This window comes from Amycolatopsis thermoflava N1165 (assembly GCF_000473265.1).
Lineage (GTDB): Bacteria > Actinomycetota > Actinomycetes > Mycobacteriales > Pseudonocardiaceae > Amycolatopsis_E > Amycolatopsis_E thermoflava.
Genome location: NZ_KI421511.1, coordinates 7,987,016 through 8,006,592, shown reverse-complemented (window position 1 = coordinate 8,006,592; position 19,577 = coordinate 7,987,016). Strand labels below are relative to the sequence as shown.

At 71.5% G+C, this 19,577-nt stretch carries 17 protein-coding genes and 1 pseudogene; 6 read left to right on the top strand and 12 right to left on the bottom strand.

Translation table 11 applies throughout. The features are described from left to right. Window positions 1-20 precede the first annotated feature (20 nt). Window positions 21-1,079 (top strand): DUF2293 domain-containing protein, encoded by a 1,059-nt coding sequence (locus tag AMYTH_RS0139855; protein WP_027934917.1) that lies wholly within the window; start codon window positions 21-23, stop codon window positions 1,077-1,079. Between the two features lie 32 nt (window positions 1,080-1,111). Here the strand turns inward: AMYTH_RS0139855 and AMYTH_RS0139850 are convergent, their stop codons facing one another. Then, window positions 1,112-1,540, bottom strand: coding sequence for a CBS domain-containing protein (locus AMYTH_RS0139850; protein WP_027934916.1), 429 nt, complete (start codon window positions 1,538-1,540; stop codon window positions 1,112-1,114). 35 nt (window positions 1,541-1,575) lie between these two features. Next, window positions 1,576-3,000, bottom strand: coding sequence for a MocR-like pyridoxine biosynthesis transcription factor PdxR (gene pdxR, locus AMYTH_RS0139845; protein ID WP_027934915.1), 1,425 nt, complete (start codon window positions 2,998-3,000; stop codon window positions 1,576-1,578). Window positions 3,001-3,080: 80 nt separating this feature from the next. Between pdxR and AMYTH_RS0139840 the strand changes: the two genes are divergently transcribed. Beyond that, entirely contained in the window at window positions 3,081-3,641 is a 561-nt protein-coding gene (locus AMYTH_RS0139840) for a TIGR03086 family metal-binding protein (RefSeq protein WP_027934914.1), read from the top strand. Window positions 3,642-3,670: 29 nt separating this feature from the next. Further along, on the top strand, window positions 3,671-5,680 hold the full coding sequence (locus AMYTH_RS0139835; protein WP_027934913.1) for a prolyl oligopeptidase family serine peptidase: 2,010 nt from the start codon (window positions 3,671-3,673) through the stop codon (window positions 5,678-5,680). Here the strand turns inward: AMYTH_RS0139835 and AMYTH_RS0139830 are convergent. Together AMYTH_RS0139830 and AMYTH_RS51270 are read right to left on the bottom strand one after the other, a co-directional pair. Beyond that, complete coding sequence (locus tag AMYTH_RS0139830; RefSeq protein WP_027934912.1) at window positions 5,629-6,936, bottom strand: MFS transporter; 1,308 nt, start codon at window positions 6,934-6,936, stop codon at window positions 5,629-5,631. The genes AMYTH_RS0139835 and AMYTH_RS0139830 overlap by 52 nt on opposite strands. A 32-nt stretch (window positions 6,937-6,968) precedes the next feature. Further along, window positions 6,969-7,307, bottom strand: a pseudogene (locus tag AMYTH_RS51270) (transposase); the annotation flags it as partial. A gap of 437 nt (window positions 7,308-7,744) precedes the next feature. Between AMYTH_RS51270 and AMYTH_RS0139820 the strand changes: the two are divergent. Further along, window positions 7,745-8,572: a LysR family transcriptional regulator gene (locus tag AMYTH_RS0139820; protein WP_027934910.1), complete on the top strand. Its 828-nt coding sequence runs from the start codon at window positions 7,745-7,747 to the stop codon at window positions 8,570-8,572. Here the strand turns inward: AMYTH_RS0139820 and AMYTH_RS0139815 are convergent. The 4 genes from AMYTH_RS0139815 to AMYTH_RS0139800 all read right to left on the bottom strand — a co-directional run bounded on the left by AMYTH_RS0139815 (window position 8,554) and on the right by AMYTH_RS0139800 (window position 13,470). Continuing rightward, window positions 8,554-9,318, bottom strand: coding sequence for an SDR family oxidoreductase (locus tag AMYTH_RS0139815; protein WP_027934909.1), 765 nt, complete (start codon window positions 9,316-9,318; stop codon window positions 8,554-8,556). The genes AMYTH_RS0139820 and AMYTH_RS0139815 overlap by 19 nt on opposite strands. Before the next feature lie 78 nt (window positions 9,319-9,396). Beyond that, entirely contained in the window at window positions 9,397-12,219 is a 2,823-nt protein-coding gene (locus AMYTH_RS0139810; RefSeq protein ID WP_027934908.1) for a vitamin B12-dependent ribonucleotide reductase, read from the bottom strand. Window positions 12,220-12,248: 29 nt separating this feature from the next. After that, window positions 12,249-12,731, bottom strand: a complete 483-nt coding sequence (gene nrdR / locus AMYTH_RS0139805) for a transcriptional regulator NrdR (RefSeq protein ID WP_017983911.1) — start codon at window positions 12,729-12,731, stop codon at window positions 12,249-12,251. A 259-nt stretch (window positions 12,732-12,990) separates the two neighbouring features. Further along, the gene (locus AMYTH_RS0139800; protein ID WP_027934907.1) at window positions 12,991-13,470 is read right to left on the bottom strand and encodes a LysM peptidoglycan-binding domain-containing protein; all 480 of its coding nucleotides are present in this window, start codon (window positions 13,468-13,470) and stop codon (window positions 12,991-12,993) included. Window positions 13,471-13,716: 246 nt separating this feature from the next. On the opposite strand from AMYTH_RS0139800, the gene lexA reads away from it, so the two are divergent. Further along, window positions 13,717-14,418: a transcriptional repressor LexA gene (gene lexA, locus AMYTH_RS0139795; RefSeq protein ID WP_017983913.1), complete on the top strand. Its 702-nt coding sequence runs from the start codon at window positions 13,717-13,719 to the stop codon at window positions 14,416-14,418. Between the two features lie 25 nt (window positions 14,419-14,443). On the opposite strand, the gene AMYTH_RS0139790 is transcribed toward lexA, so the two are convergent. From AMYTH_RS0139790 to AMYTH_RS0139780, 3 genes are read right to left on the bottom strand one after another with little or no spacing between them, the layout of a single operon-like run. Next, window positions 14,444-15,466, bottom strand: coding sequence for an SdiA-regulated/phytase-like domain-containing protein (locus AMYTH_RS0139790; protein ID WP_410468328.1), 1,023 nt, complete (start codon window positions 15,464-15,466; stop codon window positions 14,444-14,446). Window positions 15,467-15,485: 19 nt separating this feature from the next. Further along, the gene (gene hflX / locus AMYTH_RS0139785) at window positions 15,486-16,916 is read right to left on the bottom strand and encodes a GTPase HflX (protein ID WP_027934905.1); all 1,431 of its coding nucleotides are present in this window, start codon (window positions 16,914-16,916) and stop codon (window positions 15,486-15,488) included. Window positions 16,917-16,959: 43 nt separating this feature from the next. Next, complete coding sequence (locus AMYTH_RS0139780; protein ID WP_084022884.1) at window positions 16,960-17,415, bottom strand: ArsR/SmtB family transcription factor; 456 nt, start codon at window positions 17,413-17,415, stop codon at window positions 16,960-16,962. A gap of 103 nt (window positions 17,416-17,518) precedes the next feature. Between AMYTH_RS0139780 and AMYTH_RS46525 the strand changes: the two genes are divergently transcribed. Further along, complete coding sequence (locus tag AMYTH_RS46525) at window positions 17,519-18,838, top strand: MFS transporter (protein ID WP_037323044.1); 1,320 nt, start codon at window positions 17,519-17,521, stop codon at window positions 18,836-18,838. On the opposite strand, the gene dapF is transcribed toward AMYTH_RS46525, so the two are convergent. Further along, a complete protein-coding gene (gene dapF, locus AMYTH_RS0139770; protein WP_084022773.1) occupies window positions 18,744-19,577 on the bottom strand; it encodes a diaminopimelate epimerase in 834 nt (277 codons plus the stop codon). The two genes, AMYTH_RS46525 and dapF, sit on opposite strands and share 95 nt — an antisense overlap.

Sequence of the window (19,577 nt, the reverse complement as noted above, 5' to 3'; positions counted from 1 at the left end):
GCGGTTAGACTTCCGGGCCGATGGCCGCCAAACTGCACAACCGAGTCGCCTCCGTGGCGGGCGCCGCGCTCGCCCAGCGCAAGTACGTCGCCCCCGTCGAGGTGTTCACCGCACTCGGCTGGGTGCATCCCTCCCGCGTCGAAGAATGGCGCCGCGGGCGGTTCAGCCCCCTCGCCAAAGAACTGCCCGTCGGCACCGCGCGCATTGCCGAAGCCCTGGAGTGCCTGGGCAACTGGGCGCGCGCGAACGGGCTGAGCCCGTCCGACAGCGCTTACGTCGCGGGCACCCGGGATCGCCGCGACCTGCGGTTCACCGAGGACGACGCGCTCGATCAGCTGTGCCGCACCCATTGGCTGGCCCCAGGACTGACGGACAAGCAACGCGCACGTCTCACCGAGCGGCAGAACAAGGCGCCGGACCTCGCCGTGACCATCGCCGGCAACGACTGGACCTGCGCCGGGTGCGCGACCCGTGGCGCGACCGGGGACCTGCACCTGCCCGAGGGTGACGGCCACCTGTGCCTCGCCTGCGCCGACTTCGACCACCTGGTCTTCCTGCCCGCCGGCAACGCCGCGCTGTCCCGCCGCGCGAAGCTGGAGAGCACCCTCGCCGTGCTGGTCCTGCGGTTCAACCGGCGGCGCAAACGCCATGAGCGGCAAGGGATCCTGGTCGAGGAAGCCGCGCTCGAACGCGCCGAACAGCAGTGCCTCGCCGACGAGGACGTCCGCGCCCGGCGCCGGGAACGGGACGCGCACCGCCGGGCCGCGCAGGACCTCGAGTTCCAGGCCGCGTTCGCGGAGGTCGTCCGGCGGCTGTACCCGGGCTGCCCGGCCGAGCGGGCTCGGTTGATCGCCGAACACGCGGGGACCAGGGGCAGCGGGCGCGTCGGGCGGTCCGCGGCCGGGCGGGCGCTCGACGAGGAAGCCGTGCGGCTCGCGGTGATCGCCTCGGTACGGCACCTCGACACCGCCTACGACCGGCTGCTCATGGACGGCGTGCCGCGCGCCGATGCCCGGGAGCGGATCCGGGCGGATCTGGACCGGGTGCTGGAAGGGTGGGCCCAGCCTTCAGCCGGGTGAACCGCGACGGCGAGAGAGGCGGTCCGGCCGGCTCAGCCCTGCGCGATGTAGGCGGCCAGTTGCTGCTGCGTCGCCTCCAGTTCCTCCATCCGGCTCTTCACCACGTCGCCGATGCTGACGATCCCGACCAGGCGCCCGCCCTCCACGACCGGCACGTGCCGCACCCGGCGCTGGGTCATCAGCACGCTCAGGTCGTCCACCGAATCACGCGGGGTGCACGTCGCCACCACCGTCGTCATGATCTCCGACACCGGCCGCTTCAGCAGGGCCGGCCCGTGGTCGTTGAGCTTCCGCACCACGTCCCGCTCCGACACGATGCCCGCGATGCCGTCCTCCCCGGCCACGACCATCGCGCCCACGTTGTGCTCCGCCAGCCCGGCGAGCAGATCGGTGATGGACGACTCGGGCCGCACCGTGGCCACCCAGTTCCCCTTGCTCCGCAGTAAGTCGGCGATCCGCATCGACAGCCTCCAAGCTGCTCGTGACCCGGCTCACATCAGGTTAGAGCCCGGTCGCTGTCCGCGAAAGCCCGCAACTCCCGCAGCCCCGGCTCGATGCGGTCACGGGGGATCGCGCCGAAGCCGAAAACGAGTCCGTCCAGGGCATCCCGCACGCCCGTGAAGTCACCGAGCGTGTAGATCCGCACCCCCGCCCGTCGCGCGGCTCGCACCATCGGACGTACCGGCGTCGCGCTGAACGCACTCACATGGAGTCCGGCCGACGACGGGATCAACCGCAGCTCCGGGAACTCGCGCGCGACGACCCGGCACACCACCTCGCGCCGGGCGGCGTACTCGCGGCGCGTGCGGCGGATGTGCCGCGCGAACTCGCCGCTGTCCATGAACTCCGCCAGCGCCGCCTGCGTGAGGCTCGCCGAGTGCCAGTCGGTGAGGTACTTCGCCTTCGCCAGCGCCGGCCGCAACCCCGGCGGCGCGACGAGGAACCCGAGGCGCAGCCCGGGCAGCAGAACCTTAGAAAACGATCCGATGTAGAGCACCCGTCCGCCGGAATCCAAGCTGCGCAACGGTTCCAGCGGCCGTCCCGTGTAGCGGAACTCGGTGTCGTAGTCGTCCTCCAGTATCGCCGCGTCGTGCCGCCGGGCCCAGTCGATCAGGGCCACCCGCCGCGCCATCGACATCGACACCCCGAGCGGGAACTGGTGCGACGGCGTCACGTACACCAGGCGGCAGTCATCGGGGATGGCGTCGACGACGATGCCCTCGTCGTCCACCGGCACCCCGACCGGGCGCGCACCCAGCGTCGCGAACAGCTGACGCGGCGGCGGGTAACCGGGATCCTCGACGGCGACCCGGGCTCCCGGCTCGACCAGCACCCGGGCGGCGAGATCCACCGCCTGCTGCGATCCGTTGGTGACCAGCACGTCGTCCGCCGTGACCCGGACCGCCCGCGACACGCCGATGTGCCGCGCGATCGCCTCCCGCAGACCGGGGTGCCCCTGCGGATCGCCGTAGGTGAGCAGGTCGTGCCGCGACCGCCGCAGCTGCTGCGTGACCAGGCGGCGCCAGGTGTCGAACGGGAACAGCGAGACGTCCGGGGCGCCGGAGCGGAAGTCGAACGACGGCTGCTCGCGGAACCGGTCCGGCGGGCGGGGCACGTCGTCCCACACCGGGACCGCGGTGAGCGAAGCCGGCCCACTGTCCGGTGGCCGGCCGTCCCGCCGGGCGCCCGCGCCGACGAACGTGCCCGCGCCGACCCGCGATTCCAGGAACCCCTCGGCGACCAGCCGGTCGTACGCGACGCTGACCGTGTTGCGCGACACCGCGAGCCGTTGCGCCAGCTCACGGGTGGGCGGCAGGGCGTCCCCGTCGCGCAGGCGGCCGTCGAGGATCGCTTCGCGGATCTGGCGGTAGATGGCATCCCGCCGGCCCCGGCCGGCCCCCAGCTCGATCTGGATGTCCACCTCGCCAGCCTAATTGGCCCAACTCCGTTGGCCCAGCTTTGGACCTTCAGCAGGGCCACTGGCCCCCCTAGGTTGACGACATGGACATCCGTGACCTCGACCGGCGGGTCCTCGCCGAGGTGGACAAGATCGTTTCCGGGGCCACCGACCTCGGACTGCGGACACCGTGCGCGGGGTGGACGCTCGGTGACCTGCTCACCCACCAGGTGAGCGAAAATCACGCCTTCGCGGTGGCGCTGCGCGAGGGCGCCGCGCCGGACTGGACGTCCGGAACGCTGGGTGACGACCCGTACCGCGCCTACGCGGAGTCGGTCGACGCCTTCCTCGCCGCCTCCGCCGACGACACCGTGCTGGACCGCGAGGTGACGGTCCGCGAGTTCGGCACCTTCCCCGCCCCGGTCGCGCTCACCATGCACCTGGTCGACTCGGTCGCGCACGGCTGGGACCTCGCCCGCACCCTCGACGCGCCCTACGAACCCGACCCGGAGGCCGTGCACGTCGCGCTGCGGTTCGCCGAGCGGATGCGCACCCGGCCGCGCCCGGACGACGACGTCTTCGCGCCCGCCGTGGAGATCGCTCCGGGCACCGGTGAACTGGACCGGTTCCTCGCGCTGACCGGCCGCGACCCCGCCTGGCGTTGAAAATCATCCCCACCTGGCAGGATGGGGACATGGCTGACGAAGACCCGTACCTGTGGCTCGAGGACGTGACCGGCGAGCGGGCGCTCGACTGGGTCCGGCAGCGCAACGCCGAATCGGTCGCCGAGCTCACCGGCGGCACGCGGTTCGAGCAGCTGCGCGACGAGGCCCGCGAGGTGCTCGACGCCGACGACCGGATCCCCTACATCCGCCGCCGCGGCGAGTACTTCTACAACTTCTGGCAGGACGCGGCGCACCCGCGCGGCCTGTGGCGGCGCACCACGCTCGACTCTTACCGCACCGAGCGGCCCGAGTGGGAGGTCCTGCTCGACGTCGACGCACTGGCCGAGGCCGAGGGCGAGAACTGGGTCTGGCAGGGCGCGGCGGTGCTGCGGCCGTCGTACCGGCGCGGGCTGGCCGAGCTGTCCCGCGGGGGCGCGGACGCGGCTGTGGTGCGCGAGTTCGACCTGGAGGCGCGTGAGTTCGTCGCGGGCGGGTTCGAGCTGCCCGAGGCCAAGAGCCGCGTCGGCTGGATCGACGAGGACCGCATCTACGTCGGCACCGACTTCGGCCCCGGCTCGATGACCGCGTCCGGCTACCCGCGGATCATGAAGGAGTGGCGCCGCGGCACGCCGCTCGCCGAGGCCGTCACGGTCTTCGAAGGCAAGCCGGACGACGTCGCGGTGTTCGCCTACCACGACCCGACGCCCGGGTTCGAGCGCGACTTCGTCGGCCGCGCCATCGACTTCTACCGCACGGAGAAGTTCCTGCGCACGCCCGACGGCCTGGTCAAGCTCGACGTGCCGGAGGACGCGCAGACCAGCACCCACAAGGAGTGGCTGCTGATCCGCACCCGCACGGCCTGGACGGTCGGCGGCCGCGACTACGCGCCCGGCACGCTGCTCGCCGCGCGGTTCGACGACTACCTGGCAGGCGAGCGCGACCTCACCGTCCTGTTCGAGCCGGACGGGCGCACCTCGCTGGAGGCCTGGGACTGGACGAAGCACCACCTGCTGCTCACCACCCTCGCCGACGTGCACACCGAGCTGCACGTGCTCACCCCCGGCGAGGACGGCTGGCGCCGCGAGCCGCTGGCCGGGGCGCCGGAGCTGGGCACCGCGGAGATCGTCGACACCGATCCCGACCACAGCGACGAGTACCTGCTCAACACCAGCGGCTTCACCCAGCCCGCGACGCTCTCCTACGGGCACGTCGGGGGCGAGACCGAGATCCTGAAGCAGGCCCCGGCCCGCTTCGACGCCTCGGACATCACCGTCGAGCAGCACTTCGCCACCTCGAAGGACGGCACGCGGATCCCGTACTTCGTGGTGCGGCCGCGGAACGGGGACGGCCCGACGATGCTCACCGGCTACGGCGGGTTCGAGGTGTCCCGCCTGCCCGCGTACAGCGGTGTGACCGGCCGCGGCTGGCTCGCGCGCGGCGGCACGTACGTGCTCGCGAACATCCGCGGCGGCGGCGAGTACGGGCCGGGCTGGCACACCGGTGCGATCAAGGAGAACCGGTACCTGGTCTACGAGGACTTCGCCGCGGTCGCGGCGGACCTCGTCGAGCGCGGCATCACGACGCCGGACCGGCTGGGCATCCACGGCGGCAGCAACGGCGGCCTGCTGATGGGTGTCATGCTCACCCGCTACCCCGAGCTGTTCGGCGCGATCGTCAGCCAGGTTCCGCTGCTGGACATGAAGCGCTACCACCTGCTGCTGGCCGGCGCGTCCTGGATGGCCGAGTACGGCGACCCGGACGATCCGGCGGAATGGGAGTACATCTCGAAGTACTCGCCCTACCAGAACGTCCACAAGGGACGGAAGTACCCGCCCACGCTGTTCATGACGTCCACCCGCGACGACCGGGTGCACCCGGCGCACGCGCGCAAGATGATGGCGCGCATGCTCGAGCAGGGGCACGACGTGCGGTACTACGAGAACATCGAGGGCGGGCACGGCGCCGCGGCGGACAACGAGCAGCTGGCCTACAAGTGGGCGCTGCTGTTCGAGTTCCTCTGGCAGAAGCTCAGCAGCTGACCGCTCGCCGCCACCGCGGCGGCGAGCACGAACGCCCAGCCGAACGCGCCGGTGGCCACCACCGCGCCCATCGCCGCGACGCCGACGGTCGCCCCGACCTGGCGGACGGCGTTGAGCAGGCCACCGGCGGTTCCGGCGTAGCCGTCGGGCGCGGCGGTCACCACGCCGGTGACGAGCGCGGGCAGGGCGAGGGAGACACCGAGGCCGAGCAGCAGGAGCCCGCACGCCAGCAGCGGGTAGGGCGCGTGGACGGTCGCGGCCAGGACAGCGGCGCCTGCGGTCAGCAGGGTCAGCCCGGCGACGACCGGGAGGCGCGGGCCGCGGGCGGCGACGATCCGGCTGGTCAGCAGCGGGTTGAACGCGGTCGGCAAGGTGAGCGGCAGGAACGCCAGCCCGGTCTCGACCGGGGTGAGGTGGCGTTCGTCCTGCAGCAGCAGGGTCACCGCGAACAACGCGCCGGAGAGCACGAAGTTGACCGCCGCGCCGGCGAACAGGTTCACCGCGACGCCCCGGCTGCGCACCAGGACCGGCGGCACGGACGGGGCCGCCGAGCGGCGCTCCCGGTGGACGAAGAACGCGAGCACCAGCAGCGCGAGGACGGCCGCGACGGGCTGGGCGTCGACGATCGCCTCGGTCAGCAGGCCGAGGAACACGCACGCGGCGAGCTGGCTCCGGACGTCGAAGCCGCGACCGGCGGGCGCGGTCTCGCGGCCGCGGGTGAGGGCCAGGCCGAGGGCCGCGAGCGGCACGTTGACGAGGAACACCGCCCGCCAGTCCGCGAGGTCGACCAGCAGCCCGCCCGCGATGGGCCCGGCGGCGAGCGCGACGCCGGTGATGGCCGCCCACGCGCCGAGCGCCTTCGCCCGCGCGGTCGGGTCCGGGTGCAGGCGGCTGATCAGCGCGAGGGAGCTGGGCAGGCACGCCGCGCCCGCGACGCCGAGCAGGACGCGCAGCACGACCAGGACGGTCAGGTTCGGCGCGAACGCCGAGACCAGCGAGAGGGCGCCGAAGCTCGCGACGCCCCAGCGGAACACGCGCAGCGGGCCGAACCGGTCGGCGAGGGCGCCGCCGCCGAGCAGGAACGCGGCGAACGAGACGGTGTAGCCGTTGACCACCCACTGCTGCCCGGCGACCGAGCCGCCGAGGTCGGCGCGGATGCCGGGCAGCGCGACGGTGAGGACGGTGGTGTCCAGCAGGACGAGGAAGTAGGCGAGGGAGACGCCGAGGAGGCTGCCCCGGGTAGCGGTTGTCGTCACGGCGGCGACTCTCCGGTTCCGGCGGCGTTCGCTCAACGGGCGCGACCGGATGCGGCGTCAGGTTTTTCCGGACGCCGGGGTTGGTTGGGGGTGGCGGTAGTGGGTGTGGTGGCGGAGCATGCGTAGAGGACGTCGCAGCGGCGTCGGGCTAGGCAGATGAGGGCGGCGTTGTGTTTCTTGCCTTCTTCGCGTTTGCGCTGGTAGTAGGCCTTGCTGGCGGGTTCTCAGAGGGGGGCGAAGGCGGCGAGGAAGAAGGCTCGTTTGAGTTTGCGGTTACCGGCTCTGGTGGGGTGTTCGCCGTTGATGCTGGTGCCGGATTTGCGGGTGGTGGAGGCGATGCCGGCGTAGGCGGCCAGGTGTGCCGAGGACTTGACGGCGGAGGCGCGCCGATCTCGAGGAGGGTGCACATCAATTATGTCCTCTACCTCGGTGGCGACCTGTTTGCGTTGCTGGAGCACGGTTTACAGGCTGTCGGCGCGCCGGGGCAGGACGGTGTCGGCTGCGGCCGTTCCGGGGACGGTGACGGTCTGCTCGCCCAGCGCGGTCCAGATGTCGGCGACGAGTTTTCGCCCATGCGGGACGCGTGAGTCGCTGCGATGGCGGCGACCTTGCGGCGCCCGGCTTTGCGGATGCCGGCCGGGGCCGCCGCAACGGGGAGGATCTCAGCACTGCTGGGTGCGTGATTGTCGAACCGGAGTCGGGCTGCGCCGGGTTGCCCCGCCGCGTCGTCGCGGTGCCCGGGCGGCCGTGGGGCTGCTCCGCAGGCTGCGTTCGGCTTTTCCGAACACCTCCTGGCTAGAGTGATCTCATGGAGTTGCGGCAGTTGCGGGCCTTCGTGGCGGTGGCGTCCGCCGGCTCGGTCACCGGCGCGGCCTCGCTGCTTGAACTGTCGCCCGCGACGGTCTCGGAGCACGTGCGCTCGCTGGAGAGCTCGCTCGGGGTGGTGCTGTTCGAGCGCAAACCGACCGGTATGGCGCTCGCCGAGCGCGGGCGCCTGCTGCTTCCCGAGGCGCGGCGGCTGCTCGACCAGGCCGAGTCGATCCGGCGCCTGGTGAGCGACGAGCGCACCCGGTTCACCGTCGGCGCGCTCGAAACGCTCGTCGCCACGCGGCTGCCCGCCGTCGTCGCCCGGCTCGGGGATCGCCGGCCCGACGTCGACCTGTCCGTGCGGTCCCTGATGCGGCAACCGTTGCTGCGCGCGGTGGCGGACGGCTCGCTGGACGCGGGTCTCCTCCTGGACACCGGAACAACGCTGGGCACGCTGGGGTTCGACGGCGGCGATTTGTCCTTTGTGGACATCGAGACGGTCCGGCTGCACCTGGTCGCCCGCCCCGGGTACGACGGCGACGCCCTGCTGGTCACGCCGGACGGGTGCTCGTTCCGGATGGCCGCCGACCGGTTGCTGGGCACGGGCGGCAGGCGGCTGGAGTTCGACAGCGTGTCGACGATCCGGTCGTGGGTGGCGCAGGGCCTCGGCGCCGCGCTGCTGCCGGACTTCGCGGTCGGCGGCGACCTCGACGACGGCACGCTCGTCGCGCAGCCGCTCGCGGAGCGCGCCGAGCTGGCGTTGCGCGTGGTGTGGCGCACCGACCGCGAGGACGACCTGCGCGAGGTCCTCTACGCGATGGCGGCCTGAGCGGCCAGGAACTCCTCGAACGTGGTGCGGCCCGAGGTGTCCGGCGTCAGGTGGTGACCGGCCCGGTAGGCGCGGGCGGTGGCGCCGGGGAGCGGGACCGGCACGAGCACGCGCCGGCGGCCCCGGTGGCGCAGGTAGCTCCGGGCCAGGTCGGCGAAGTCCCGCACCTCGGGGCCGCCCATGTCCGGCGCCCGGCCGGCGGGGTCGTGGAGGGCGAGGTCCGCGAGGCGCGCGGCGACCTCGCCGGCGTCGACCGGCTGGAACCGGAACCCGGCGGGGTACAGGACGGCAGGCAGGCGGCGCTGGATCTCCACGACGCGGCACATCAGGTCGTGGAACTGCGTGGCCCGCAGGATCGTCCACGGCAGCCCCGACACGACGACGGCCTCCTCCGCGGCGAGCTTCGCGCGGTAGTACGGGAGCGGGACCCGGTCGACACCGACGATCGAGATGTACACGACGTGCGGGTCACCGTGGCGCCGCGCGATGTCGAGGAGAGTCCTGGTGGTGGCGACGTCCTTGCCGCCGAGCGTGGTCGCGCAGTGCACGATCACGTCCGCGCCCGCCACCGCCGCGTCGATGCCCTGCCGGGTGCGGAGGTCGCCGGTGCGCCAGGCGTAGGCCGTGCCGTCCGGCGCCGGACGACGGCTCAGCACCCGCACCTCCCGCTCCGGCGCGAGGAGACGCCGGGCGACCGCCCGGCCGAGCACACCGGTACCACCGGTGACGAGGATCGTTTCGCTCATGCTGAGAAGACTCGGCAGGCCGCCGAAACGTGACAGCGGCCGGGCGCGAAAGCACCCGGCCGCTGTCACACCTTCAGGTCAGCTGCAGCCGGAGGTGGCGCCGCAGCCCTCGCACGCGTAGCACGAGCCCGCGGGGCGCATCTTCGTTCCGCAGGTCATGCACAGCGGGGCGTCGGCCGCCTTGCCGAGGTGCAGGTCCATCAGCTCGGCCGTGCTGTGCGCCGCGTGGGGCCGCTCGGCCGGCTCGGCCTTCGCGGGGCTCGAGTCGACCGTGCTGCGCAGCGCCTCCAGGTCGACCTGCTCGGCCGGCTGCGAACCGTAGCCCGTCTCCACCTGGGCGGCGCGCTCGGCCGCGGTGAAGATGCCCAGCTCGGCCCGCTTCTCGTACGGCAGGTAGTCCAGCGCGAGGCGGCGGAACAGGTAGTCCAGCACGCTGGTGGCGATCCGGATGTCCGGGTCGTCCGTCATGCCTGCCGGCTCGAAGCGCAGGTTCGAGAACTTCGAGACGTAGAACTCGAGCGGGATGCCGTACTGCAGGCCCACCGAGATCGACATCGAGAAGGCGTCCATGACACCCGCCAGCGTCGAACCCTGCTTGCCCAGCTTGACGAAGATCTCGCCCAGCCCGTCGTCCGGGTACGAGCCGGCGTGCAGGTAGCCCTCCGCGCCGCCGACCGTGAACGACAGCGTCTGGCTCGGGCGCTTCTTCGGCAGCCGCTTGCGGATCGGCTTGTACTCGACGACCTTCTCCGGCTCGGCGACGTCGGCGGTCTCGGCCTTCTTCTTCGCGCTGGACAGCGGCTGGCCGACCTTGCAGTTGTCGCGGTAGATCGCCAGCGCCTTGAGGCCCAGCTTCCAGCCCTGGAAGTAGATCTCCTCGATCTCCTCGACCGTCGCCGTCTCCGGCATGTTGACCGTCTTGGAGATCGCGCCGGACAGGAACGGCTGCACCGCGGCCATCATGCGCACGTGACCCATCGGGGCGATGGACCGCTCGCCGATGGCGCAGTCGTACACCTCGTAGTGCTCCGGGCGCAGGCCCGGCGCGTCGACCACGTGGCCGTGCTCGGCGATGTACTCGACGATCGCCTCGATCTGCTCGTCCTGGTAGCCCAGGGTCTTGAGCGAGCGCGGGATGGTCTGGTTGACGATCTGCATCGAGCCGCCACCGACGAGCTTCTTGAACTTCACCAGCGAGAAGTCCGGCTCGATACCGGTGGTGTCGCAGTCCATCATGAAGCCGATGGTGCCGGTCGGCGCGAGCACACTGGCCTGCGCGTTGCGCCAGCCGTTCTTCGTGCCGATCTCGATGCCCTTCTGCCACTCGCGGGTGGCCAGGTCGCGGATCGCCGCGTCGTTGGTGTGCATCGTGCGGATCGCGTCGTTGGCCGCGGCGTGCTTGCGCATGACACGCTGGTGCGCCTCGGCGTTGCGGCTGTAGCCCTCGTACGCGCCGACCACGCCGGCCATCTCGGCCGAGCGGCGGTAGGACGTGCCGGTCATCAGCGACGTGATGCTGGCGGCGAGCGCGCGGCCGCCGTCGGAGTCGTACGCGTGCCCGGTGGCCATCAGCAGCGCGCCCAGGTTGGCGTAGCCGATGCCCAGCTGGCGGAACTTGCGGGTGGTGTCGCCGATCGCCTCGGTCGGGAAGTCCGCGAAGCAGATCGAGATGTCCATCGCGGTGATGACGAACTCGATCGCCTTGACGAACAGCTCACCGTCGAACGTGCCGTCGTCCTTGAGGAACTTCAGCAGGTTCAGCGACGCCAGGTTGCAGCTGGAGTTGTCCAGGTGCATGTACTCGCTGCACGGGTTCGACGCGGTGATCCGGCCCGACTCGGGGCAGGTGTGCCAGTCGTTGATCGTGTCGTCGTACTGCAGGCCAGGGTCGGCGCACTCCCACGCCGCCTGCGCCATCGAGCGGAACAGCTTCCGCGCGTTCACGGTGTCGATGACCTCGCCGGTGAGGCGGGCACGCAGCCCGAACTCGGCGTCGGACTCGACGGCGCGCATGAACTCGTCGCTGACGCGCACCGAGTTGTTGGCGTTCTGGTACTGCACCGACGTGATGTCGGCGCCGGAGAGGTCCATGTCGAAGCCCGCGTCGCGCAGGACGCGGATCTTCTCCTCCTCGCGCGCCTTGGTCTGGATGAACTCCTCGATGTCCGGGTGGTCGACGTCGAGGACGACCATCTTCGCCGCGCGGCGGGTGGCCCCACCGGACTTGATGGTGCCCGCCGAGGCGTCGGCGCCACGCATGAACGACACCGGGCCGGACGCGGTGCCGCCGGAGGACAGCAGCTCCTTGGAGGACCGGATGCGGGAGAGGTTGATGCCCGCGCCGGACCCGCCGCGGAAGATCATCCCCTCTTCCTTGTACCAGTCGAGGATCGACTCCATGGTGTCGTCGACCGCGAGGATGAAGCAGGCGGAGACCTGCTGCTTGGAGGAGGTGCCGACGTTGAACCACACCGGGGAGTTGAAGCTGAAGACCTGGTGCAGCAGCATCCAGGTGAGCTCGTGCTCGAAGACCTCGGCGTCGGTGGCCGTCGCGAAGTAGCCGTGCTCGGTGCCGGCCTTCACGTAGGCGTGCACGACGCGGTCGATGAGCTGCTTGAGGCTGCGCTCGCGCTGCGGACTGCCCACCGCACCGCGGAAGTACTTGCTGGTGACGATGTTGGTCGCGTTCATCGACCAGAACTCGGGGAACTCGACGCCCCGCTGCTCGAAGTTGATCGACCCGTCACGCCAGTTGGTCATGACGACGTCGCGCTGCTCCCAGGCGACCTCGTCGTACGGGTGCACGCCCTCGGTCGTGAACACCCGGCTGATCTTCAGCCCCCGCTTGCCCCGCTTCGCCGACTTGCCGCTCGCCGTGCTCGCACCCACGGTCTCGGTCATCGATTCGTCCCTCCCGCCGCGCGCCGGGCTCATTCCCCGGCCGCGCTTTCGTCGCCGTGCTTGTCTGCCATGGCCTTGCGCAGGTCCGCGATCTCCTTCTCGAAGTCCTCGACCGAGGAGAAGGAGCGGTAGACGCTGGCGAACCGGAGGTAGGCGACCTCGTCGAGTTCCCGCAGCGGCCCGAGGATGGCGAGGCCGACCTCGTGGCTCGGGATCTCGGCGACTCCGGCCGCGCGGATCGACTCCTCGACCCGCTGGGCGAGCTGCTGCAACGCGTCGTCGTCGACCGGCCTGCCCTGGCAGGCCCGGCGCACTCCCCGGACCACCTTGTCCCTGCTGAACTGCTCGGTGACCCCGGAACGCTTGACGACCGCCAGCACCATCGTCTCGGACGTGGTGAACCGGCGACCGCAGGCCGAGCAGGACCGCCTGCGGCGGATGGCCTGCCCCTCGTCCACTTCCCGCGAGTCGACGACCCGGGAGTCGGCGTGACGGCAGAACGGGCAACGCACTTTCCGAACACCTTCCCCTCTCGTCCCGCGGGTGACATCCACCCCGGCCCGCGCCGCCACGCTACGGCTCGAACCTGGTGATCAACATGTGGATATCCGGTGGGTGAACACCCACCGCCTGTGGACAACTCGTCCTCAGTCTACCCCAACTTGTGGACCAACTACAGCCATGTAACTACTAGATATAGCGGTGGACCTTAGAACGCGCGCAGGCGGGGCGCAAGCGACACGAGCGAGTGATGAGGTATGGCGACGACCTTCACGAGCCCGTGATCACGGAGCCGGATTCGACCGGCACGGTGAGCAACAGACCCGGCACGACCGACTCGGCCGGCAGGTGGTTCAGCTCTTCGATGCGCTCGACCACGGCGCCCGTGTCGCTCCCCGGCGCGTACTGCCGCGCCAGATCCCACAGCGTCTCCCCCGGCGCGACCGCGACGGTGGCCGTCCGCTCCGGGACGTCCGGCGCGAACGAGCCGGCGAAAACACCCAACCCGGTGACGGCGAGCGCGATGGCGACCCCGACCGCGGCGAGCCACGGCCACCGCGGCGCGATCCGCCGGGGGCAGGCGGCGACCGGACCGGGACGGCGGCCGGCGACCACGCGCGCCCGCGTCGGCGGGCGGCGCACCTCCGGACGGCGCACCTCCGGACGACGCGGCCGCACCGGCACGCGCCCGCCCGCGCCCTCCTCCGGCGCGCGCCGGACCAGCCACTCCTCAAGTGTCAGCACCGACATGGCGGAACCTCCTCGCAGATCCGCGACCCGCGACGAGCGCGCCGCCGGTCGAACAACCGTTCTATCGAACCTCCGTGCGAATGTGTACCACCCGGGTACGACAAAATCGAGCGCGCCCCGGCGTGTCGTCGAACAGTTGTTTGATGTTTGCTGTCGGGTGCACTACTGTGGGTGACCAGCAGAGGCGGACAGCGCCGGTCGCGCGGGTGCGCGGTCCCGGCCGCTCCAGAGCTGGGAGGCAGCACGGTGTCGGAAGAGACGGGCGAGACGATCCGCAGGCCAGGCGGCCGGTTCGGGGACGTGCATCCCCTCCCCGACCCCGAGGACGTCGAAGAGGGTCTCAGCCCCCGCCAGCAGCAGATCCTCGAAGTCATCAAGGCGTGGATCGACCGCTTCGGCTACCCGCCCAGCGTCCGCGAGATCGGCGAGGCGGTCGGGCTCACCTCCACCTCGTCGGTGTCGCACCAGCTGCGTTCGCTGCAGCGCAAGGGTTACCTGCGCCGCGACGCGAACCGTCCCCGCGCCGTCGGCGTGCTGACCGCACAGGCCGAGGCCGAGACCACGCCGCTGCCGAAGCCCGCGTACGTGCCGCTGGTCGGCCGCATCGCCGCCGGTGGCCCGGTGCTGGCCGAGCAGTCCATCGAAGAGGTCTTCCCGCTGCCGAAGGACATCGTCGGCGAGGGCGAGGTCTTCCTGCTCAGCGTCACCGGCGACTCGATGGTCGACGCCGCCATCACCGACGGCGACTGGGTGGTCGTGCGCCAGCAGCCGACGGCGAACAACGGCGAGATCGTGGCCGCGATGATCGACGGCGAGGCCACGGTGAAGACGTTCAAGCAGAAGGACGGCCACGTGTGGCTGATGCCGCACAACGAGGCCTACGACCCGATCCCCGGCGACGAAGCCACCATTCTGGGGAAGGTCGTGGCGGTCATCCGCCGTCTCTAGCCGGTCGATCGGCCGTTCGAAACGATCAGCCGGACCGCTTCCGCAACTTCGTCCAGGCGAACACCACGCCGCCCGCGACGACGACGGCCAGCAACAGGCCGGGCACCGTGTCCACGCCGCCCTGGCCGGACGCCCCGCCGGCGGCCTCCCCGCCGGAGCCCGCGGACTGGCCGCCCTCCTCCTCGGCGCTGTCCGCCACCAGGGCCGCCGCCCCGCGCACCGCGCGGATCGGGCCGACCCCCTCGGACGCCGACAACAGGGTGCCGTCCGGGTCGAAGGCGATCGCCTCCCCCTGCTGCTCGTCGGGCAGCGGCACGCGCACCGGCTCGCGCTGCAGCGCGGCGGCCACGTCCCGGTCGGGGGCCGGGAACAGGTAGGCGTCGGTGTAGGTCCGCAGCGCGACGACCTTGCCGTCCGCGCTCACGGCGCCACCGGTGACCAGCACGGAGCCGAACCCCGCGACCGGTCCGCCCGGGGTGTCCGTGGACTTGATGTCGATCGACCCGACCCGCTCCAGCGGCGTCGGGCCAGGGCTGGCCAGCGCCTTCGCCGGCCGGTAGATCCCCGCCTCCCCCAGCGGGTTCTTCGTGACCAGGTACGGCGTTCCCGACGCGTCGAGCAGCAGCGCCTCCGCGTCGTGCGGACCGTCGGGGTAGGTCAGGCGGTGCAGCGTCACCTTGCCCTGCGGCGTGACGGCCAGCAGGGCGATGGTCTCGCGTTGTTTGCGGTTGTCGCCGGTGTCGGCGAGCCAGAACGTGCCGTCCGCGGCACGGGCGAGGTCCTCGACGTCGTACGGGTCGGTCGAGCCAGAGATGATCCGCTGCACGGCGCAGTCGCGGCCCAGCACGAAGATCTGCACCTTGGTGCCGCCGTCGTTGATCGCGTACCACCGCGAGCCGTCGCTCACCAGGCCGGACAGCTCGCCGAGCCGCTTGTCCGTCACCGAGCACACCGGTTCCGGGGCCTGCGCCGCGTGCGCCGGCCCGGCCAGCCCCAGCAAGACAAGGACCGACAGGACCGGCGCCAGCGCAGCTCTACCGAGGCTCACCAGAGCCACGGTACCGATTTCAGGCCGGTGATCCGTTCACGGCGTAGGCCTCCAGCGCGGATGCCACGTCCGGGCGAACCCGGGCGCTCAGGCGGGTGCCCTCCGCAAGGTGCTCCTCGGTGAGGACCTCACCCTCGGAGTGCACGCGCGCCACCAGCTCACCGCGGGTGTACGGCACGAGCGCGTCCACGACCACGTCGGGCCGCGGCAGCCGCTCGGCCAGCGCCTCGAGCAGTTCCGGGACACCCTCGCCGGTCTTGGCCGACACCACGATCGCGCCCGGCAGCAGGTGCCGGAGGCGGACCAGCGACAGCTCGTCGGCCGCGTCCGCCTTGTTGATCACGATCAGCTCCGGCGGCAGCGGGCTCTCGTGGCTCTTGGTGATCTCGGCGAGCACCTGGCGCACGGCGTTGACCTGCTCCTCCGGGGCCGGGTCGGACCCGTCCACGACGTGCAGCAGCAGGTCCGCGTCGGCCGTCTCGTCCAGCGTCGAGCGGAACGCGTCGACCAGCTGGTGCGGCAGGTGCCGCACGAACCCGACCGTGTCGGTCAGGGTGAACGTGCGCCCGTCCGGGGTGGCCGCCCGCCGGGTCGTCGGGTCCAGGGTGGCGAACAGCGCGTTCTCCACCAGCACACCGGCCCCGGTGATGGCGTTGAGCAGGCTCGACTTGCCCGCGTTGGTGTAGCCGACGATCGCGACGCTGGGCACCTCGTTGGCCACGCGGCGGCCCCGCTTGGTCGCCCGGATGGTGTCCATCGCGGCGATCTCGCGGCGCAGCTTCGCCACGCGCTTGTTGATGCGCCGCCGGTCGGTCTCCAGCTTGGTCTCACCGGGACCACGCAGGCCCACACCGCCGTTCGCGCCACCGGCGCGGCCACCGGCCTGCCGGGACAGCGACTCACCCCAGCCCCGCAGCCGCGGGATGAGGTACTGCAGCTGGGCCAGCTCGACCTGCGCCTTGCCTTCACGCGAGCGCGCGTGCTGGGCGAAGATGTCGAGGATCAGCGCGGTCCGGTCGATCACCTTGACCTTGAGCCGCTCCTCCAGCTGGCGCAGCTGGCCGGGCGAGAGCTCACCGTCGCAGATGACCGTGTCGGCCCCGGTGGCGACGACGATGTCGAACAGCTCGCGCACCTTGCCCGAGCCGATGTAGGTGGCCGGGTCGGGCTTGGAGCGGCGCTGCACGAGACCTTCGAGCACTTCGGAACCGGCGGTCTCGGCCAGGCGTGCGAGTTCGGCTAGCGAAGCCTCGGACTGCTCCGCGGTGCCCTCGGTCCACACACCGACCAGGACCACGCGCTCGAGGCGGAGTTTCCGGTACTCGACCTCGGTGATGTCCGACAGTTCGGTCGACAGGCCCGCGACGCGGCGCAGGGATGCGCGCTCGGACAGTTCCAGGTCGCCGGTCGACGGGTCTTCCACGAGGTCTGTGTAGGTCAGTTCTGTCATCGTCCTTCCATGGTCCCACGATTCGCGGGATTGTCCGAATCCTTTAGCGGCTCGGGTACACCGCCACGTAGATCGCGAACTGCTCGGCGCCCTCCGGGGTCGAGCGGTCGCGGAACTCGTCCAGCAGGCTCAGCAGCCGCTGTTCGAACTCGCGCCTGGCCTCGGCGTCGACCCGGACCACCAGCCGGGACTGGTCCAGCTCGCCGCGGTCGAGCTCGGCGATCTCGGACAGGTAGGCCTCCAGCATGGCCTCGGACAACGCCCCGTCGTCCTCCCCGGACAGCTCCCAGGACTTGCCGGTCGACAGGTACGGGATCTCCTTCGCGCCGCGATTGCCCCTGCGGGCGGGCTGCGGGGCCAGAAAACCGGTGTCGACCAGCTTGCGCACGTGGTGCAACGTGGTCGCCGGGTCCCGCCCCAGGCGCTGCGCGATTTCCTTGTTCGTCAACGCCTCCGCATAGGTCAACCGGATGATGCGCAGGCGTATTCCCGAGGCCAGGGCGGCTGCCTCGGCCTCACTCGGGGGGCGGCGGTCTCGCACCGCCCCAGCGTAGTCGGGCGAAGTGATTGACGGATTCCAATCACTGCGTCACTCTGTTGGTGTGCCACGACGAGACTCGCTCTGGTTCCACTCGGGGTTCCGGCTGCTGTGGGCGGGCGACACGGTCAGCCAGGCGGGCACGTTCGTGGGAATTACCGTCTTGCCGCTGCTGGCCGCGACCGTGCTGTCCGCGACGCCCGGCGAGATGGGCCTGCTCACCGCGGCCGAGAACGCCGCGTTCCTGCTGATCGGGCTGCCGGCCGGGGTGTGGGTGGACCGGATGAAACGGCGTCCGCTGATGCTGCGCGCCGACTTCGCCCGCGCCGCGCTGCTGCTGACGATCCCGCTGGCGTGGTGGGCAGGCCGGCTGACGCTGGCCCAGCTGGTCGTGGTGGCGTTGCTGGTCAGCGTCGGGACGGTGTTCTTCGACGTCGCCTACCAGTCCTACCTGCCGTCCCTGGTCGGGCGTGAGCACCTGGTGGAGGGCAACGCGAAGCTGCAGGCCAGCCAGTCGGTCGCGCAGGTGGTCGGGCCGGGGCTCGGCGGCGGGCTGACCCAGTTGTTCGGCGCGGCCAACGCGGTGCTCGCGACCGGGGCGGGCTACGTCGCGTCCGGGCTGTTCCTGCTGCGCATCCGGACGCCCGAACCGGAGCCGGAACCACACGACGGCACGCCGCTGCGCGCGCAGATCGCCGAGGGCCTGCGGTTCGTGTTCGGCAATCCGGCGTTGCGCGCGATCGTGCTGTGCACCGCGAGCGGCAACTTCGCCGGCACGATCGTGATCTCGATGCAGGTCCTGTTCCTCACCAGGGACCTCGGGTTGAGCCCGTCCGGCGTCGGCCTGGTGCTCGCGGTCGCCAGCGGCGGCGGCATCCTGGGCGCGCTCACCGCCGGGTTCTGGACCAGGGTGATCGGGCAGGCCAGGGCCATCTGGCTGGTGCCGATGACCACCTGGCCGCTCCAGTTGCTGCTGCCGCTGTCCCAGCCGGGCTGGTCGGTGGCGCTGGGCGTGCTGGGGATGGTGGCCAGCGGCTACGGCATCGTGGTCTACAACGTCGCGCAGGTCAGCTACCGGCAGGCGATCTGCCCGGACCGGCTGATGGGCCGGATGAACGCGACCGTGCGGTTCGTGGTGTGGGGCACCATGCCGCTCGGCGGACTGGCAGGCGGCGCGCTCGGCGAGCTGATCGGCGTCCGGTCCACCGTGTGGACCGGGTGCGCGCTCATGGCGGTGACGATGCTGCCGGTGCTGCTGTCCCCGTTGCGGCGGATGCGCGACCTGCCGGTCAGCCCGCCCGCTCCCACCACTGCGGATCCAGCTGGCCCCGCGCCACGAACTCCGCCGGGCCCGTCAGCGTCGACGCCCCCCGCTCCACGGTGACCTCGACCCGGCCGCCGGGGATGTCCACAGCGGACTTCCCGGTGTCGGTGCCCGCCAGGTGCAGCGCGGCCGCGACCGCGGCCACCGTGCCGGTGCCGCACGCGCGGGTCTCGCCGACTCCCCGTTCGTACACCCGCATCTTCAGGCGCTGCTCGCCGAGCGGGTTGACGAACTCCAGGTTGACGCCGTCGGGGAAGAAGTCGCTGTCGTAGCGGGGCGCGCGGGTCAGGTCCAGCTCGTCGATGTCGTCGTCCACAATGGACACCAGGTGCGGGTTGCCCACGTTCACCGCGACACCGGAGAAGTTGTGCCCGTCCACGATGGCGACCGAGGCGCCGGTGATCGCGGCCGGCCCCATCTGCACGGTCACCGACAGGTCCGGGTGCACCACCACCGGCCGGTCGCCCGCGCGGGTGCCGATCACGAACTCGCGCCCGGACACCAGTCCCGCTTCGACGAGGTACCGCGCGAACACCCGCGTCCCGTTGCCGCACATCTCGGCGATCGACCCGTCGGCGTTGCGGTAGTCCATGAACCACTCCCCCGCCGAATCGGCCGCGGCGGGCAGGTCCAGAGCCTCCTTGCGCACCACGCGGAGGACACCGTCGGCACCGAGCCCGCGCTGCCGGTCACACAGCGCGGCGACCCGGCTCGCCGTCAGGTCCAGCCGGGCGTCGGGGTCGGGGAGCACCACGAAGTCGTTCTGGGTGCCATGCCCCTTGAGGAACTCGATAACCAC

Bases quoted from the DNA above. Each gene is read 5' to 3' on its own strand.
- AMYTH_RS0139855 (WP_027934917.1), top strand. From the start codon at position 21: ATGGCCGCCAAACTGCACAACCGAGTCGCCTCCGTGGCGGGCGCCGCG.
- AMYTH_RS0139820 (WP_027934910.1), top strand. From the start codon at position 7,745: ATGGAGTTGCGGCAGTTGCGGGCCTTCGTGGCGGTGGCGTCCGCCGGC.
- AMYTH_RS0139835 (WP_027934913.1), top strand. From the start codon at position 3,671: ATGGCTGACGAAGACCCGTACCTGTGGCTCGAGGACGTGACCGGCGAG.
- AMYTH_RS0139850 (WP_027934916.1), bottom strand. From the start codon at position 1,540: ATGCGGATCGCCGACTTACTGCGGAGCAAGGGGAACTGGGTGGCCACG.
- AMYTH_RS0139815 (WP_027934909.1), bottom strand. From the start codon at position 9,318: ATGAGCGAAACGATCCTCGTCACCGGTGGTACCGGTGTGCTCGGCCGG.
- AMYTH_RS0139840 (WP_027934914.1), top strand. From the start codon at position 3,081: ATGGACATCCGTGACCTCGACCGGCGGGTCCTCGCCGAGGTGGACAAG.
- AMYTH_RS0139800 (WP_027934907.1), bottom strand. From the start codon at position 13,470: ATGTCGGTGCTGACACTTGAGGAGTGGCTGGTCCGGCGCGCGCCGGAG.
- hflX (WP_027934905.1), bottom strand. From the start codon at position 16,916: ATGACAGAACTGACCTACACAGACCTCGTGGAAGACCCGTCGACCGGC.
- AMYTH_RS0139810 (WP_027934908.1), bottom strand. From the start codon at position 12,219: ATGACCGAGACCGTGGGTGCGAGCACGGCGAGCGGCAAGTCGGCGAAG.